The 17,045-nt window shown below is 73.0% G+C and carries 14 protein-coding genes and 1 pseudogene; 9 read left to right on the top strand and 6 right to left on the bottom strand.

Going from position 1 to position 17,045, the window contains the following annotated elements; all coding sequences use genetic code 11:
* Positions 1 to 391: 391 nt before the first annotated feature.
* The 4 genes and pseudogenes from ACY8FT_RS07380 to ACY8FT_RS07365 form a co-directional block, all read right to left on the bottom strand.
* Positions 392 to 1,300: pseudogene (locus ACY8FT_RS07380) on the bottom strand (SDR family oxidoreductase).
* Between the two features lie 58 nt (positions 1,301 to 1,358).
* The gene (locus tag ACY8FT_RS07375) at positions 1,359 to 3,236 is read right to left on the bottom strand and encodes an ABC transporter ATP-binding protein (RefSeq protein WP_462418243.1); all 1,878 of its coding nucleotides are present in this window, start codon (positions 3,234 to 3,236) and stop codon (positions 1,359 to 1,361) included.
* 60 nt (positions 3,237 to 3,296) lie between these two features.
* A complete protein-coding gene (locus tag ACY8FT_RS07370) occupies positions 3,297 to 4,739 on the bottom strand; it encodes a flavin-containing monooxygenase (protein ID WP_462418242.1) in 1,443 nt (480 codons plus the stop codon).
* Entirely contained in the window at positions 4,736 to 5,578 is an 843-nt protein-coding gene (locus ACY8FT_RS07365; protein WP_462418241.1) for an exodeoxyribonuclease III, read from the bottom strand. Before ACY8FT_RS07365 ends, ACY8FT_RS07370 begins: the two co-directional genes overlap by 4 nt.
* A 22-nt stretch (positions 5,579 to 5,600) precedes the next feature.
* On the opposite strand from ACY8FT_RS07365, the gene ACY8FT_RS07360 reads away from it, so the two are divergent.
* From ACY8FT_RS07360 to ACY8FT_RS07330, 7 genes are all read left to right on the top strand, one after another.
* Positions 5,601 to 6,908: an SDR family NAD(P)-dependent oxidoreductase gene (locus ACY8FT_RS07360; protein ID WP_462418240.1), complete on the top strand. Its 1,308-nt coding sequence runs from the start codon at positions 5,601 to 5,603 to the stop codon at positions 6,906 to 6,908.
* The gene (pyrE, locus tag ACY8FT_RS07355) at positions 6,905 to 7,459 is read left to right on the top strand and encodes an orotate phosphoribosyltransferase (RefSeq protein ID WP_462418239.1); all 555 of its coding nucleotides are present in this window, start codon (positions 6,905 to 6,907) and stop codon (positions 7,457 to 7,459) included. The genes ACY8FT_RS07360 and pyrE overlap by 4 nt, the downstream gene beginning before the upstream one ends.
* Positions 7,460 to 7,580: 121 nt before the next feature.
* Positions 7,581 to 8,942: an MFS transporter gene (locus tag ACY8FT_RS07350; protein WP_462418238.1), complete on the top strand. Its 1,362-nt coding sequence runs from the start codon at positions 7,581 to 7,583 to the stop codon at positions 8,940 to 8,942.
* A 4-nt stretch (positions 8,943 to 8,946) separates the two neighbouring features.
* Positions 8,947 to 9,636 carry a TrmH family RNA methyltransferase gene (locus tag ACY8FT_RS07345; RefSeq protein ID WP_462418237.1) on the top strand — a complete coding sequence of 230 codons (690 nt, stop codon included), beginning with the start codon at positions 8,947 to 8,949 and terminating at the stop codon, positions 9,634 to 9,636.
* 197 nt (positions 9,637 to 9,833) lie between these two features.
* Entirely contained in the window at positions 9,834 to 10,874 is a 1,041-nt protein-coding gene (fbaA, locus tag ACY8FT_RS07340; protein ID WP_462418236.1) for a class II fructose-bisphosphate aldolase, read from the top strand.
* Entirely contained in the window at positions 10,874 to 11,296 is a 423-nt protein-coding gene (locus ACY8FT_RS07335) for a DUF3151 domain-containing protein (protein ID WP_462418235.1), read from the top strand. Before fbaA ends, ACY8FT_RS07335 begins: the two co-directional genes overlap by 1 nt.
* Before the next feature lie 108 nt (positions 11,297 to 11,404).
* On the top strand, positions 11,405 to 12,481 hold the full coding sequence (locus tag ACY8FT_RS07330; protein WP_462418234.1) for an FUSC family protein: 1,077 nt from the start codon (positions 11,405 to 11,407) through the stop codon (positions 12,479 to 12,481).
* Between the two features lie 25 nt (positions 12,482 to 12,506).
* Here the strand turns inward: ACY8FT_RS07330 and ACY8FT_RS07325 are convergent, their stop codons facing one another.
* Positions 12,507 to 13,277 (bottom strand): sulfite exporter TauE/SafE family protein, encoded by a 771-nt coding sequence (locus ACY8FT_RS07325; RefSeq protein WP_462418233.1) that lies wholly within the window; start codon positions 13,275 to 13,277, stop codon positions 12,507 to 12,509.
* A 104-nt stretch (positions 13,278 to 13,381) separates the two neighbouring features.
* On the opposite strand from ACY8FT_RS07325, the gene ACY8FT_RS07320 reads away from it, so the two are divergent.
* Positions 13,382 to 14,848, top strand: a complete 1,467-nt coding sequence (locus tag ACY8FT_RS07320) for a carboxyl transferase domain-containing protein (RefSeq protein WP_462418232.1) — start codon at positions 13,382 to 13,384, stop codon at positions 14,846 to 14,848.
* Here ACY8FT_RS07320 and ACY8FT_RS07315 read toward each other — a convergent pair.
* A complete protein-coding gene (locus ACY8FT_RS07315; RefSeq protein ID WP_462418231.1) occupies positions 14,827 to 15,471 on the bottom strand; it encodes a FadR/GntR family transcriptional regulator in 645 nt (214 codons plus the stop codon). The genes ACY8FT_RS07320 and ACY8FT_RS07315 overlap by 22 nt on opposite strands.
* Before the next feature lie 110 nt (positions 15,472 to 15,581).
* On the opposite strand from ACY8FT_RS07315, the gene ACY8FT_RS07310 reads away from it, so the two are divergent.
* Positions 15,582 to 16,925 (top strand): SLC13 family permease, encoded by a 1,344-nt coding sequence (locus ACY8FT_RS07310; RefSeq protein WP_462418230.1) that lies wholly within the window; start codon positions 15,582 to 15,584, stop codon positions 16,923 to 16,925.
* The last annotated feature ends 120 nt before the right edge of the window (positions 16,926 to 17,045 follow it).

The raw sequence follows: 17,045 nt of genomic DNA, 5'->3' as shown, positions 1-17,045 counted from the left end.
CGGGCTCCAGGCGCCGCGGAGGTGGAGCGCGTCCCGCGTCGTGCTGCCGTGAGCCGTCTCCACACGGCGCCCCCGCGTGGTTCGGAACCAGGTGCTGCCCTCCTGCATGGCCGCACCGTCTCGCGAGTGGGCGTCAGTGTGCCGGAGGTCGCGTCGTGCCTGTGGAGGAGTGGAGCATGAGGGGCAGGTCTCACCGGTGGTGTGGACGACGGCTGCCCGCGTCCCGTCGCCCGGGCCTCTCGCGAGAACCGCACCGGTGCTGAACTCGACAGTCGAGTTCAGCACCGGTGCGGTGTTGGGCGGTGGTGTCAGGCGGAATGCAGCACCGGTGCGGTTCTCGCGGGGCGTGTCAGGTCGAATGCAGCACCGGTGCGGAGCTCGGCCGCGCGGCTCACGGGCTGTCGGCACCGCCGTTGACGTTGAGCGTCTCGCCGACCACGTAGCTCGCGTCGTCGCTGGCCAGGAAGACGTACGCCCCGGCGAGCTCGGCCGGCATCCCGGCGCGGCCCAGCGGCTGGTTGTGGCCGAACTCCGGCAGCTTCTCCTTGGGCTGTCCCTCGACGGCCTGCAGCACGGTCCAGATGGGCCCGGGCGCCACCAGGTTCACGCGGATCCCCTTCGGTGCCAGCTGCTTGGACAGCGCCTTGCCGAAGCCGTTCTCGGCGGCCTTCGTGGTGGCGTAGTCGAGCAGGTGGTCGCTGGGGGGAGTAGGCCTGCACCGAGGTGGTGATGATGATGCTCGAGCCCGGCTCCATGTGCGGCACCGCGGCCCGGCTCAACCAGAACATCGCGTAGACGTTCGTCTTCATGGTGGGGTCGAACTGCTCGTCGGTGGTGTCCGCGATGCCCGGCTTCGACACCTGCTTGCCGGCGTTGCTCACCAGACGTCCAACCCGCCGAGCTCCTGCATGGTGCGCTCGACGACCTCGTCGCAGGCCTCGCGCGTGGTCAGGTCGGCCGGCACGGAGACGGCCCGGCGTCCCTCGGCCTCGACGAGCTCGATGATGCGGTCGGCGTCCTCCTGCTCGGACGGCAGGTGGTTGATCGCCACGTCCGCGCCCTCCCGGGCGTAGGCGACGGCGACCGCGGCACCGATGCCGGAGTCGCCACCGGTGACCAGGGCGCGCATGCCGGCCAGCCGCCCGGACCCCCGGTAGGAGTCCTGCCCCAGATCCGGGGTCGGGTCGAGGTGGACGTCGAGGCCGGGGAAGTCCTGGTCCTGCTGGGTGGGGGTGATGCGCGGGAAACGAGTGACGGGGTCGACGCGGGTGGTGCGGGTCGTGTTCGTCTGCTCGGTCATGTCTCCAGTCTGAGGTCTCCTCTCGCGCAACGCAGCCGGGCCTGGGCGGGGGGGGGGCTCAGCCCGTGAGGTCGTACTGCCGCAGCCGCCGGCGGTCGGCCGCGGAGGTCGAGTGCTGCATCGCCAGCAGCTCGGCGTACAGACCGCCGGAGCGGGCGAGCTCGTCCGGGGTGCCGACCTCGTCGATCCGGCCGTCGCGCAGGGTCACGATCCGGTCCACGCTGCTCACCGTCGAGAGGCGGTGGGCGATGATCAGCGAGGTCCGCCCGGCCATCAGCTCCTCGAGGCCGGCCTGCACCTGTCGCTCGCTGCGGGTGTCCAGCGCGCTGGTCGCCTCGTCGAGCACCAGCACCGGTGCGTCCTTGAGCAGCGCCCGGGCGATGGCGATGCGCTGTCGCTGCCCGCCGGAGAGCTTCATGCCCCGCTCGCCGATGACCGTGTCGTACCCGTCGTCGAAGCGCGCCACGAAGGTGTGGGCGTTGGCGCGGCGGGCCGCGGTCTCGATCTCCTTGCGCGTCGCGTCGGGTCGGCCGTACGCGATGTTCTCCGCGATGGTGCCGCTGAACAGCGAGGCGTCCTGGAACACGACCCCGAAGGAGCGACGCAGCTCCTCCATCGGCAGGGTCGAGGCGTCCTGGCCGAGCACGTGCAGTGACCCGGAACGCAGGCGGTAGAGCCCCAGCAGGAGCGAGACGAGCGTCGTCTTGCCGCCGCCGGACTCCCCGACGAACGCGACGCGCTCGCCGCGGGCGACGGAGAGCGTGATGTCGTGCAGCACGTCCGGGTCGTCCTCGTACCCGAACCGGGCCTCGACGAACTCGATCGCGGGGGAGTCCGGGCGGGTGCTGCCGGCCGCTGCCGTGTCGGTGGCGCCGTGGCTGGGTGCCGCGCCCGCCGTCCGGTCCGGGCCGTCTCCTCGAGGTGCCGCCCCTGCCGCCGGCTGCGGCAGCTCCTCGGCCTCGGGCGTCTCGGCCATGACCTTCCAGTAGTCCCGGCTGCCGGCGATCGCGCGCTGCGCGGAGTCGATGAGATAGCTCATCATCATGACCGGCTGCCGGGCGAGGTTCACCAGCTGGATGAGCAGCACCATCTCGCCGACGCTGAAGTGCCCGCGCACCGTCTGCACGAAGACGATCGTGTAGATGCCGAAGAAGATGACGTTCAGCGCACCGCGGCGCAGGGCGTCCATGCCGTGCCAGTAGCGCGACTGGGCGTGGGTGGTGGTCACCGTGCGGCCGTAGTGCTCGTCGAAGTCCGTGAGCTCGCTGCGCTCCCGCCCGAAGGACTTCACCACCCGGATCTGCCCGACGACCTCGGCGAAGCGACCACCGGCGATGTCGAACTGCTCGTTCTTCTCTCCCTCCAGCCGCTGCCAGCGCTTGGACGTGAGCGCCGTGAGCCACACGTACAGCGGGAACACGGTGAGCAGCAGGACGGCCAGCCACCACGAGTACCAGGCGGAGACCACCAGCACCGCCGCGGTCGTGAGCAGCATGGGCAGGAAGTTGTTGGCGAACCCGTTCAGGAACTGGGTGGTCTCGGAGATGTTGCGCGAGAGCCGGTTGATGATCGTGCCGGTGAGCTCGCGGTCGAAGTACCGCTGCGGCAGCGAGAGCAGCTTCTCGTAGTAGCGGGTGGACAGGATGCGCCGCATCCGCACCGCCGTCATGTCGCCCCAGTAGCCGCCCAGGTTGGAGATGAGCGTGTTGGCCAGGTCCGCGGCCAGCAGGGCGAGGGCCAGCAGCACGATGGCGCGCACGTCCGCCGAGGTGTGCCCGCCGGCCTGCACCACCGCCACGACGCGGTCGGTCGCGGTCTTGATGATGAAGGGGGCCAGCAGCGTCATCAGCGTGATGAGCAGGGAGCTGACGACGATGCCGATGTAGTACGGCGTGAGCTCGCGGGTGGACGTGAGGATGCGGAGGAGGGAACGCACGGGGGCGATCGTTCCACCTGTCGCCGTGGCCGGGGGACGTCGACTCCGGCCACGGTCCCTTCAGCAGCGCACGAAGTCGCCCGGTTCGCCCCGCAGCCGGCGCACGAGGTCCCGGCGCAGTCCGGGCCACATGACGGCCTGCGGGTCGGCGAGCAGTCCGGCCCGTCGCTGCAGGCGGGTGAGGTGGCGCTCCCAGCGACCGACTGCCTCCGGGGTGGCCCGGATGGTCCGCCCGTCATCCGCGAGGGCCACCGTCACGAGCCGGGCGATGAGCCCTGCCCGGGCCGCGTGGACCGCGGCGTCCCCGCCGACGGGCAAGTCGGAGAGGGGGCCACCGGTGACCATGAGGTTGCCGATGCGGCCGATCGTCCCCACCAGCGGGGACCAGTCCGCGAGCAGCCCGCCGGTGCACGGGTCGAGCCCCTCGATGCCGGCGCCGATGACGGTCGGCTCGGCACCGGTGGCCAGCACGACCGCGTCCGTGCGGTGCCGGGTGCCCTGGACGTCCACGACCGCGTCAGGGCCGATGCGGTGGATGCCGGTGCGCAGCAGCTCCAGGCGGCCGGCGGTGACCTCCCGGAACCACGCCTCGCAGCGGACGGTGCCGCCGCACAGGCGGGTGGAGGCGTGGTGGTGCTCGGCCGCCTCCGGCCCGAGCCACTGCTGGGTCAGGGCCGCCGAGTCGTGGGCCGCGTGCTGCCAGGGCATCGGGGTCGAGTCGTGCACCTGCTCGGCGACGGCCCAGGGCAGGCGGGCGGGGCCGGGCAGGCCTCCGCGGACCACGCGACTGGCCTCGTGCAGCCACTCACCGGCGGCGTCCACACGGGGGTTGCTCCTCCACAGGTCCGCGGCATCGGTCCGCGGGCGCTCGGGCAGGATCCACGGCTGCTCCTGCGCGAAGACGGTGACGTGCGCCCCCTCCTCGGCCAGGGCCGCGGCCGTGTGCACGTGCTCGAGGGCGGCCAGGTGGCCGGTGCCCGTGCCGGCGATGACCGCCACCCGTCGACCGGCGAGCTCCGGGCCCGTCTGCCAGACGTGGGTGTGGAGGAGCGGCCCCTCGAAGGTGTCCAGCCCGCGGATCTCGGGGATCGCCGGATCACCCTCCAGGCCGGTGGCCAGCACGAGGAACCGTGCCTGCAGCTCCTGCCCGTCGGCCAGCGCCAGCGTCCACGTGCCGTCGGTGTCCTGGGCGGCCGCGGTCACCCGGCCGTGCACGAGGTTGCGCCCCACACCGGCCCAGGCGCCGACGCGCTGCAGGTAGGCGAGCGTCTCGGGGGCGAAGGGGGCGGACTCCGCGGGTGTGCGGGGCCGGTGCGGCAGGCTGGCCTCGCTGACCGACCCGCGGCTGCGGGCGCCCGGGTCCTTCCGGTCCAGCCAGCGCCCCCCGACCGCGCCCCGGTCGTCGACGACCACCACGTCCTCGACGCCTGCTCGCGCGAGGGCGTCCACCACGGCCACCCCGCCGAGACCGGCCCCCACCACGGCCACCGTGTGTCGGGTCATGCGGGGGGCTCCGAGTGCTCCTTGGAGGCGAGGTCGACCACGACCGGCGCGTGGTCGCTGGCGCCCTTGCCCTTGCGCTCCTCACGGTCCACGAACGCACCGGTCACCTGCTCGGCGAAGGACGGCGACCCGAGGGCGAAGTCGATGCGCATGCCCTGGCGCTTGGGGAAGCGCAGCTGCTGGTAGTCCCAGTAGGTGTACGTGTCCGTCTCGGTGTGGGGACGCACCACGTCCGCCAGCCCGGCGCCCAGCACGGCCTCGAACGCTTCCCGCTCGGGCTCCGTCACGTGGGTGCGGCCTTCGAACTCCGCGATGTCCCAGACGTCGGTGTCCAGCGGCGCCACGTTGAAGTCGCCCATGAGCACCAGCGGAGTCTCCTCGGCGGCCCATTGCGCGGCGTGGCCGGCGAGCGTGTGCAGCCAGCGCAGCTTGTAGTCCATGTGCGGGTGGTCGATCTCGCGCCCGTTGGGCACGTAGAGGCTCCAGAGCCGGATGCGGGGCACCTCGGTGCCGTCGGGGCGGGTGCCACCGCCCACCGTGGCGCCAAGCGCACGGGCCTCCACCACCGGCTCGTCGTCGCCCCAGGTCGGCTGCTCCGGGAAGGTGATGGTCACGTCCTCCAGCCCCACGCGGGAGGCGATGGCCACGCCGTTCCACTGGTTGATGCCGTGGAACGCGATCTCGTACCCGATCTCGTCGAAGCGCTCGCGGGGGAACTTCTCGTCCTTGACCTTGGTCTCCTGGATGGCCAGGACGTCCACGTCGTGACGTTCGAGGAAGTCCGCGACCCGGTCTATCCGGGCTCGGAGGGAGTTCACGTTCCAGGTAGCGATGCGCACGGGGCCACTGTAGGAGAGCCCGGTGCCGGTCTGTGCCGCACGTCACCGCGGCGCGGTGGCCGCGGCCTGGCCGGCCCTGCTGGCACAGGTGGTGGGGGACGACCGGATCGGGGAGGCCATGGCGTGGCACCAGGGCCTCCGGGTGGTGGCCACACCGTCCGGGGCCCTGCTGGGCTCGGCGCTGCTGGACTCCTCCGGCGTCCTCCCCGTGGTCGAGGTCCTCCTGGCCCGGCAGGAGCTCGGGGCCACGGCCACCGAGTACGGCTGGGGCGAGGCGGCGTCGCGGGGGCGGCGCTCGGGCCCCGGGGCACCTTCGTGGTCGCCGGCCTCCTCGCGTGCCTGGTCGTGGCGTGCGGTGCCCTGCGCGTGGTGGCGCGGCGCGGGACGAGGCGGCGACCGGCGCCCCGGTCCTGACAGAGTGTCCTCCATGGAGACCACACCCGCCCCCGGGTCGCACCCGATGGCGCTGGTCACCGGCGCCTCGTCGGGGATCGGCAAGGAGTTCGCCCACCAGCTGGCCGCCAAGGGGCACGGCCTCGTGCTGGTGGCGCGCGACCGGGCACGTCTGGAGGCGCTCGCGGTGCACCTGGGCACGCACTTCGGCGTGCCGACCGAGGTGCTCGTCGCCGACCTCTCGCAGCGCCAGCAGATGGAGCTCGTGGTGCGTCGCCTGCAGCAGCAGGAGGACCCCGTCGAGCTGCTGGTGAACAACGCCGGCTACGGGCTGGGCACGGCCTTCCTGGAGTCCGAGATCGAGGACGAGGAGGATGCGCTGGCGGTGATGGTGCGTGCGGTCATGGTGCTCAGCCAGGCCGCCGTCCAGAGCATGCGGGAGCGCGGCCACGGCGCCGTCGTCAACGTCTCCTCCATCGCCAGCTGGCTGCCCTACGGCACCTACGGCGCGGCCAAGGCCTGGGTGCGCAGCTTCACCGAGGGCCTCGCGCACGAGCTGCGCGACACCGACGTGCACGTGCAGGCGCTCCTGCCGGGGCTGACGCACACCGAGTTCCACGACCGCATGGGGGAGCACTTCGCGGCGTTCCCGGACCGGCTCTGGCTCCGCCCGGAGCAGGTGGTGCGGGAGTCCCTCGCCGCCATCGGCTCGGGCGAGGTCCACTGCGTGCCGGGGCTCGCCTACAAGGCCGCCGCGCTGGTGCTGCCGCGGCTGCCGCACCGGCTGGTGGCCGCCCTCTCCGCCCGGTTCGACGAGCACGAGCGCGACCAGCGCTCCTCCCGCCGTGTCGTCTCCTCCACCGGGGAGGCCGTCGCCGTCGGGCGCCCTGCCGCACCCGGGTCGGGGCCCGCGAACTCGGTACCCTCCGACGCATGACCAGCGCCCAGTCCCTCCAGCAGCAGCTCGCCGACACCATCGCCTCCGAGGCGGTCGTGCACGGTCGGGTGACCCTCTCCTCCGGCAAGGAGGCCGACTACTACGTCGACCTGCGCCGGGTGACCCTCAGCGGCACCGCCGCCCCGGTGGTGGGCCAGGTGATGCTCGACCTCACCGCCGACCTGGAGTTCGACGCCGTGGGTGGGTTGACCATGGGCGCCGACCCCGTGGCGACGGCCATGCTGCACGCCGCGGCACGTGCCGGTCGCGACCTGGACGCGTTCGTGGTGCGCAAGGCGGGCAAGGCCCACGGCCTGCAGCAGCGCATCGAGGGTCCCTCCATCGAAGGGCGGCGGGTGCTTGTCGTCGAGGACACCTCCACGACCGGCAACTCCCCGCTCACCGCCGTGGAGGCGGTCCGCGAGGCCGGGGCCGAGGTGGTCGCCGTGGCCGTCATCGTCGACCGGTCCAGCGGTGCCCGCGAGGTCATCGAGGGAGCCGGGGTGGAGTACCGGGCGGCCCTGGGGCTCGGGCAGATCGGCCTGGCCTGACCGGTCCGCGCCCCTTCGCCAAGGGTGAACCAGGCCGCCAGGGGCACCGGATCGGTGCATCCGAACCGAATCGTTATGCAGAACCGCTAATTCGGCACGTGAGGCGACATATGGTCGGCACGTGCCAGCCACAGCCCACTTCGCCGAGCCGCCGACGGAGCCGGACCCCGTCTGGCGGGTACCGGACGTCCCGTGGGTGATCGGTGGTCGTGGGCTCGTGACCGCCTCCTCCCGCATGCTCATGGTCGTGCTGATGCTGTGGGTGCAGTCCGCAGGGCTCGGCTCCTACGCCATGGCCGCCGTGATGCTGGCCGTCGCCCTGCCGGCCCTGTTCTTCATGGGGACCGCCGGTGAGGTGGCCGACCAGTACGACTCCCGCCGCACCCTGACCGTCGGGGTGCTCGTGCAGACCCTCGGGGCGCTGGGGGTGGCTGCGGCCGTGGCCTGGTCGCCCCGGGCGCTGGTGGTGCCGCTGGTGGTGGTGCTCGCGTTCGTCTTCCAGACCGGGGTCACTTTCAACGCACCGGTCTGGGAGGCCCTCGTCCCCCGCATCGTGGGGGACGGGCGGGTCGGTGCCGTCGCCTCCTGGCAGCAGGGCGTCACGAGCATCGCGGGGCCGCTCGGAGCAGCCGTCGGCGGGGTGATCGTCGGGTGGATCTCGAGCACCGCGGCACTCCTGCTGACCGCTGCCCTGGCCGCCCTGGTGATGGTGCCCTCCCTGTTGGTGGCCACCCGACGCGGTGGGCCGGGGGACGAGCTGCTGCGGGGCGCGCGCGAGGAGGCGCGCCGGCAGGCGGCCGAGAGCTCCGCGTGGTCGCGCTTCTGGCGCCGCACGCCGTTCGGCCAGGTCTCGCGGAGCGTGGCTGCGGTGCGCAGCGTGCCGGCCGCCGCGGCCGTCGTGCTGGTGATGTTCTGCTTCATGATCTTCCAGGGCGCGTCCAACGTCATCGAGGTCTTCCTCGTGCGCGGCCCGCTCGAGGCCACCGAGGCCCAGTACGGCATGAGCGAGGCGTTCGCCGCGGTGGGTGGCGTGTTCGGGGCGTGGGTCACCGCCCGCATCGTCGCGCCGTCGCAGCGGGTGTGGTCGCTGGTGGCCGGGCTCGTGATCGGTGGGCTGGCGCTGCTGGGCATCGCCGTCGCCCCGCACTTCTGGTTCTACGTCGCCGGCCAGGTGGCCCTGGGGGTCATGCAGGCACTCGTCGTGGCCAGCGCGATCACCGTCGTGGTCACCAGCACCCCCGACAAGCGCCGCGGTGCCGTGATGGCGGCCTTCAGCGGCCTGCTCAAGCTCGGCACGGTGTGCGCGCTCTCGCTGGGCGCGGTGATCGGTGGTGTGGTCGACCCGCGTCTCGCGTTCCTGCTGCTCGGCGCGGCCTCCCTGCTGGCCATCGTGCTGACGGGCTGGCGCCTGCCCGGCATCGCCCGGCGGATGGCCCAGGAGGAGGCCGCTCCCGCACCCGCGCGCGCGGCGGTGGCAGGCTGAGGGGGTGCCAGACCTCCCTGCCCGTCCCTCCGCTGCCGAGCCCACCCGCGAGGTCGGCGTGGGCCCCTGGGAGGGGGAGTGGCCGGTCGACCGCACCGGTGCGCTGCCGGCCCACCTGGACCCCGAGCTGCTGCGCGAGGGCGACCGCCGCAACGTGGTGGACGCCTACCGCTACTGGCGGCACGAGGCGATCGTGGCGGACCTGGACACGCGCCGCACGGGACTGCACGTGGCGGTGGAGAACTGGGGGCACGACTTCAACATCGGCTCGGTTATTCGCACCGCCAACGCGTTCAACGTGGCCGCCTTCCACATCGTGGGGCGGAGGCGGTGGAACCGGCGAGGCGCCATGGTGACCGACCGCTACCAGCACGAGCACCACCACGCCGATGCCGCGGCGCTGGCGGCCTGGGCGGCGGCAGCACCACGACGTGACGGGGGCACGGGGCTGCCGCTGGTGGGCATCGACAACGTGCCCGGGTCGGTGCCGCTGGAGGGGTACGGGCTGCCGGGCGAGTGCGTCATGGTCCTCGGACAGGAGGGCCCCGGGCTGACGCCGGAGGTGCAGGAGCACTGCGAGGTGGTGCTCCACATCGAGCAGTTCGGTTCCACGCGGTCCATCAACGCCGGGGCGGCGGCGGCCGTCGCGATGCACGCGTGGGTGCGGCAGCACGTGCACGGCCTGCCGGCCTGAGTGCCCCGCGGCCCGGCCTTGTCCGAGGTGCCCCACGGCTGGGTGGGCAACCGGTTGCGTGGGGTCGTCCGCAAGGCGCCGACCGGACTCGTCCTCGGCGACCGGTCTGACAGGATGGCCGGCGCAAGGCATCGGGACCCCGTGACGGCTCGCCGGTGCCGACGGTCCGCCCGGAAGCACTCGACGAGGAGAACCACATGCCCATCGCAACCCCCGAGGTCTACCGCGACATGCTCGACCGGGCCAAGGCGGAGAAGTTCGCCTACCCGGCCATCAACGTCACCTCGTCGCAGACGCTGAACGCCGCCATCCGCGGATTCGCCGAGGCCGGTTCCGACGGCATCATCCAGGTGTCCACCGGCGGCTCGGAGTACTTCTCCGGCCCCACCATCAAGGACATGGTCACCGGTGCGCGCGCGTTCGCGACCTTCGCCCGGGAGGTCGCCAAGAACTACGACGTGAACATCGCGCTGCACACCGACCACTGCCCGAAGGACAAGTTGGACGGCTTCGTGCGCCCGCTGCTGGACGCCTCCGAGGAGGAGTACAAGGCCCACGGCACCCCGCTGTTCCAGTCGCACATGTGGGACGGCTCGGCGGTGCCGCTGGACGAGAACCTGCAGATCGCGCAGGAGCTGCTGGAGCGCTGCAAGGCGCTGGACATCATCCTCGAGGTCGAGATCGGCGTGGTCGGCGGCGAGGAGGACGGCGTCGCCAATGAGATCAACGACCAGCTGTACACCTCCGCCGAGGATGCCATCGCCACCGTCGAGGCCCTGGGCATGGGCGAGAAGGGCCGCTACATGGCCGCCCTGACCTTCGGCAACGTCCACGGTGTGTACAAGCCCGGCAACGTCAAGCTGCGCCCGGAGATCCTCGAGCAGGCCCAGAGCGCCGTGGTCGAGAAGTTCGGCCCGAGCAAGCACTCCTCGGTGGCCGACAAGCCCTTCGACCTGGTCTTCCACGGCGGCTCCGGTTCCACCGAGCAGGAGATCTCCGACGCCGTCGACTACGGCGTCGTGAAGATGAACGTGGACACCGACACCCAGTACGCCTTCACCCGCCCGGTGGCCGGCTACATGCTGGAGAACTACTCCGGCGTGCTGAAGATCGACGGCGAGGTGGGCAACAAGAAGCAGTACGACCCGCGCGCCTGGGGCAAGGTGGCCGAGCAGTCGATGGCCGAGCGCGTGGCGCTGGCCTGCGAGAACCTGCGTTCGGCCGGGACGCACCGCTGATGGCCGGCGAGAACCTGCTGGGCATCCCCGTCACCGAGCTGCCGGAGGACCCGGCCACCGCTGCCCTGGAGCAGGGTCAGGACGCGCGCACGGTCGCGGCGGCCCGCCCCACCTCCTCCGCGGCATGGGCCGAGCTCGCCGAGGCCGCCCTGGAGGACGGGCTGACGGTGGAGGCGTACGCCTTCGCCCGCACCGGCTACCACCGGGGCCTGGACGCTCTGCGCCGCAGCGGGTGGAAGGGGCAGGGGCCGGTGCCGTGGGAGCACGCCCCCAACCGCGGCTTCCTGCGCTGCCTCGCGACGCTGAGCAAGGCCGCCGGGGAGATCGGCGAGACCGACGAGGAGCGCCGCTGCGCCTCCTTCTTGGTCGACTCCTCGGCCACGGCGGCCACCGAGCTCGGCATCGAGCGCCCGGCGGTCTGAGCCCGGCTGAGCACTGCACCGGAGGCGTCCCGCACCTGCGGGGCGCCTCCGGTGCGTCCGCTCACTACCATCAAGCCGTCCCCGCCCCACCCGACGAGAGGTCCCCACGTGCCCCATGCCGTCCGCGAGATGCTCCACGTCGCTCCCGGACAGCGTGACCACGTCCCCGCAGTGCGCATCGCGCTGTCGGTGGCCGTCCCCCTGGTGGTGCTCGTGGCGATGGGGCGCGAGGACCTGACGATCTACGCCTGCTTCGGGGCCTTCACCAGCATCTACGGGCGGCACCTGCCCACGCGCCAGCGTCTGTCGGTCCAGCTCCGGGCCGGGGTCATCCTCCTGGTGGCCGTGATGCTGGGGGCCCTGCTCTCCACGCTGGCGGCCCCGCAGCCGGTCGTGCTCGGCGCGACGGCCCTGGTCGCCTCCGTCGGGGCCGTCCTGGCCGCCGCCTGGCGACTCACGCCGGCCGGCTCCCTGTTCTTCATCTTCGCCTCCGGAGCCATCGGCAGCCTCGGGCCCGATGCCGTGGCGCCCCTGGGCACGGCCCTCCTGGTGACGCTGTCGTCCATCTGCCTGTCGGTGCTGCTGGGCCTGGTGTGGCGGTACCTGGGGGAGGGGCCCCTGGGGGACGCCGGCCCGACGCGCCCCGCGGCGACCCTGCCGCGCCAGCAGCTCGCCGGCCACGGCGGGCGCTTCCTGGTGGCGACCGCCGTCGCGGGCGTCGCCGGCTCGGTGGTGGGTGCCAGCCACACCTACTGGGCGCAGGTCGCCGCGGCCGCGCCGATCGCCGCGCCGACGCACCGGGCCCGTCTGCAGCGGGGGCTCCACCGCATGGTCGGCACACTGGGTGGGGTGGGCGTCACCGCCTTCGTGCTCTCGATGCACCTGCAGACCTGGCACCTGGTGGTCTTCGTGGTGCTCTTCCAGTGGCTAGCCGAGATGTTCATCGGCCGCAACTACTCGGTGGCCCTGCTCTTCGTCACCCCGCTGGCGCTGCTCATGAGCCAGCTGGCCATGCCCACGGACGGCTCGGAGCTGCTCAGCGCCCGCGCGCTGGAGACGGTGGTCGGGGCGCTGTGCGGCATGGCGGTCGTCTACGTCTGGCGCACCCGGTCCGAGCGCCGCGCGGACGACGAGGCCCTCGTGCGCCTGCGCCGCGCGGCTGATGAGGAGGACGTCGACCGCTGAGCGGTCAGGCCCTCGTGGCCGGTCGTCAGGTCGCCATCATGTTCACGGCCGCCACGGTGCCCCCGAGGACCACGGCCACGCGCAGCACCGCGTCCGGTAGGCGCCGCGCGATGCGGGCCCCCAAGTAACCGCCCACCAGCGAGCCCGCGGCCAGGAGACCGGCCACGGCCCAGTCGATGTCGGCCACGACCATGAACACCGCGGCGGCGGTCAGCTTCGAGGCCAGCATGGAGAGGCTGCGGGTGGCGTTGAGGTCCTTGAGCTCGAGGTCCAGCGAGAGGGCCAGCAGCGCCAGCATCATGACGCCCGCGCCGGCGCCGAAGTACCCGCCGTAGAGCCCGATGAGCAGTGTCAGGACGACGCCCACCGGCGAGAGCCTCGTGCGGTGCCGGTCCACGCCCTGCTCCTGCCGCCGGCGCTTGAGCCAGGCCGAGAGCCGCGGCTGCACGGCCACCAGGGCGCAGGTGAACAGGATGAGCCATGGAGTGACTGCCTCGAAGACGCCCGGGGGAAGGGCCAGCAGGAGGGCCGCGCCGATGATGCCGGCCACCCCGGTGAGGCCGAGCACCAGCAGGTTGAGCCGGGGGTGGCGGCGGATCTCCTCGCGGAAGCCCAGCCCGCTGCCGAGGCCCGAGGGCACCAGGCCGACCGCGTTGGTCATGTTCGCGGTCACCGGGGGCAGCCCGAGGGCCAGCAGGGTGGGGAAGCTGACCAACGAGGCCACGCCGACGGTGGACGTCAGACCGCCCGCCAGGATGCCGGCGCCCACCACGACGAGCGCGTTGGTGAGCGTCATGGTCCTCCTCGGGCTGGGAAACGTCAGGCCATGCTCGCACCCTTGCCAGTGGACTGGCCACTGGGCCACGATGGGGCCCCGCCCTCGAGAGCACGGAGTCCCCCATGTCGCCCGACCCGTCCGCGAACGTCTCCCCGGCCCGCCGCGTGGGAGCCACCGAGCTCCTGGAGATGGTGCTCGACGCCGGCTCCTTCGAGAGCTGGGACGAGCCGGTCGACCACGGTGAGGTCGATGCCGCCTACGCCGACTCGCTGCGCCGTGCCCGGGAGAAGGCCGGCACGGACGAGTCCGTGCTGACCGGCCGCGGCACCGTGGAGGGGCGACCCGTGGCGGTGATGGTCAGCGAGTTCCGCTTCCTCGGCGGCTCGATCGGTCGGGTGGCGGCCCGCCGCATCACCTCCGCGGTGCGGCGCGCCACCGCCGAGGGTCTCCCGCTGCTGGCCAGCACCGCCTCCGGCGGCACCCGCATGCAGGAGGGGACCCCCGCCTTCGTCGAGATGGTGTCGATCTCCCGGGCGATCATGGAGCACCGGGCGCAGGGGCTGCCCTACCTGGTGCACCTGCGCCACCCGACCACCGGCGGGGTGTTCGCCTCCTGGGGCTCCCTCGGGCACGTCACCGTCGCCGAGCCCGGTGCCCTCGTCGGCTTCCTCGGTCCGGCGGTCTACGAGGGGCTGCGCGGTGAGCCCTTCCCCGAGGGGGTGCAGGTCTCGGAGAACCTCGCTCGCCTGGGGGTGATCGACCGGGTCGTGCGCACCGAGGACCTGCGCCACCTGGTCTCCCTCGCCCTGCCGGTGCTGGCCGAGCCCCCGGCGGCGCCGAGGCTGCCCCGGCCGCAGGGCCCCGCGCACCCGCCGCAGGACGGCTGGGAGGCCGTCGAGCGCACCCGGGTGCCGGAGCGCATCGGGGTGCGGGACCTGCTGCAGCACGGGGCCGAGGGCACCATCACCCTGCGCGGCACCGAGACCGGTGAGCTCGACGACTCGGTCCTGGTCGCCCTCACCCGACTGGACGGCACCTCGTGCGTGCTCATCGGCCAGGACCGCACCCGGCAGTCCGAGGCCTCCCCGATGGGGCCGGCGGCCCTGCGTCAGGCTCGCCGGGCCATGCGGCTGGCCGAGGAGCTGCGCCTGCCGGTGGTCACCGTCATCGACACCCCCGGCGCCGAGCTCTCGCAGGAGGCCGAGGAACGCGCCATGGGTGGGGAGATCGCGCGCTGCATCGGGCGGCTGGCCACGTTGACCGTCCCCTCGGTCGCGGTGATCCTCGGGCAGGGGTGTGGCGGTGGGGCGCTCGCCCTGCTCGCGGCCGACGAGGTGCTGGCGCTGGAGAACGCCTGGCTCTCGCCCCTGCCGCCGGAGGGCGCCAGCCTCATCGTGCACGGGGACGTCGACCACGCCGCCGACCTGGCGCGCTCGCAGCAGGTGGGTGCCGGGGCGATGGCGCGGGCCGGCATCGTGCACGGTGTGATCCCCGAGCAGGGGCTGGACGAGGCCGATCTGGCGCGGTCCGTGGTGGCCGAGGTCGTCCACCGACTGGCCGCGCGCCCTCAGGCGGGATCGGCCGGCTGATCCGCGGCCCCCAGCAGGCCGATGCAGGCCGTCGCGGCCTCGACGGGGTCGCCGCGGACCACGGCGCGCGCGAGGGGCTCCAGCGCCGCCTCGGTGCCCGGCCCGTCCACCGGGTCCGGGGCGCTGGCGGCCAGCAGCGCGTCGAGGTCGGCCAGCAGCTCGGACGCCGCGAGGTGGTGCAGGCAGCGCCAGGTGTCCGTGAACGTCCGCCGCGTGCCGTCCCCGGCCAGCATCGCGGCGCGCAGGGAGTCGCTCGGGTGGGTGGCCGCGGCCCGGGCCAGCCCGGAGAGCACCGCCTCGCGCGCGGTGACGACCTCGTCCGGCGCGCTGCTGGTCAGGGTGGTGGCGAGCGTGGCCGTGTCGGGGGCGCCGCCGGGGTCCCGCACGAGCGCCCCGATGCCGTGTCGCACCTCGATGCGGCCGCGGCTCTCCAACGCGGCCAGCGCACGGGAGAGGGTCGCGCGGCTGACGCCCAGGTCGGCGGCCAGCTGACGCTCCGAGGGCAGTCGGTCGCCGGCCGACAGGCCCTGGGCCTCGATGAAGTCCGTGATGTGGCTGGCCAGCCTGTCGTGCAGGCGCTCTCGGCGCAGAGGGGGCGGGGAGTGGGGGTGCGGGCCGGCCATGGTCGGCACCCTAGTCACTTCCCGGCGCCGGTGGACTGGTTGTCAGGTGGCCAGTCCACTGGCAGACTCGCGCAGATCATGACCTGGATCACACACCTGCAGGAGGCCTCATGTCGCACGAGCTGATCGCGCTGGCGGTCCTCGCCGTCGTGTTCCTCATCGCGACGATCAGGGGCGTCAACATGGGCGCCCTGGCGCTCGTCGCCTCGTTCATCGTCGGCCTGACGGTCTACGGGGTGGACGTCGACGAGGTGCTCTCGGGCTTCCCCGCCGACCTGTTCGTCATCCTCGTGGGCGTCACCTACCTGTTCGCCCTGGCCAAGAACAACGGCACGGTGGACTGGATCGTCCACTCGGCCGTCCGGGCCGTCGGCGGCCGCGTGGCGCTGGTGCCGTGGGCGATGTTCCTCGTCTGTGCGCTGGTCACCGCCATGGGCGCGGTCAGCCCCGCGGCCGTCGCGATCGTGGCGCCGGTGGCCATGGGCTTCGCGCTCCGCTACGGCATCAGCCCGATGATGATGGGCATGATGGTGGTGCAGGGCGCCACGGCCGGCAGCTTCTCGCCCATCGGCATCTTCGGCTCCATCACCAACGGCGTGGTGGAGAGCAACGACATCCCCGGCAACCAGGTGGTCCTGTTCGTCGCCACCTTCCTCGCCTCGGCCGCGATCGCCGCGCTGGCGTACGTCGCGTTCGGTGGCCGTGCGCTGCTGGCCCGCGGGCGGGAGCCGCTGGCCATCGCCGGCATCGGTGAGGGCGGCGAGCCCGCCTCCTGGCACGACGACCCCCGTGGGACCCCGCACTCGGCGGTCGAGGCGCGCCGCTCGACGGAGCGCGCCGAGGTCGAGGCCGCCACCCGACTCGACCCGCAGCGCATCCTGACCCTCGTGGGCATGGCTGCCCTGATGATCGGTGCCCTGGGCTTCGACCTCGACGTCGGGTTCACGGCCCTGACGATCGCCGTCGCGCTGACCCTGGTCTTCCCCGAGTCCGCCAAGGGCGCGGTGGAGCAGATCAGCTGGGGCACCGTGCTGCTCATCGGCGGCATCGTCACCTACGTGACGCTCCTGCAGAACCAGGGCGTCGTCGACTGGCTGGGCGAGGGCGTGGCCAACGTGGGCAACCCGCTGCTGGCCGCTCTGCTCATCTGCCTGATCGGCGCGGTCGTCTCGGCCTTCGCCTCGACCACCGGCATCATCGGTGCGCTCATCCCGCTGGCCGTGCCCTTCCTGCTCACCGACCAGGTGTCGGCCATCGGCCTCATCACGGCGCTGGCCATCTCCAGCTCGGTGGTGGACTGCAGCCCCTTCTCCACCAACGGTGCGCTGGTGGTGGCGAACTCCGAGCCGGAGGACCGCGAGGGCGTCTTCGGCAGGCTCATGCGGTGGGGCATGACCATCGTCGTCGTGGCGCCGCTGCTGGCGTGGGCGGTGCTGGTGGTGCCGACCGCCTGAGGATCCCCTCCGTCGGGGTGGGGCCGGTAGACTCCCCCGGTACCGGCCCCCGTGCGGCAGCGCCAGCGGCGAGGCCGGCCGGTACGCCGGCGGGAAGCACCGTCCGGGGACTCGAACCAG

The sequence above is a fragment of the Kytococcus sp. Marseille-QA3725 genome, from assembly GCF_054950055.1.
Note: the sequence above shows the minus strand (reverse complement) of the source record. Positions and strands in the feature narration are given on the sequence as shown.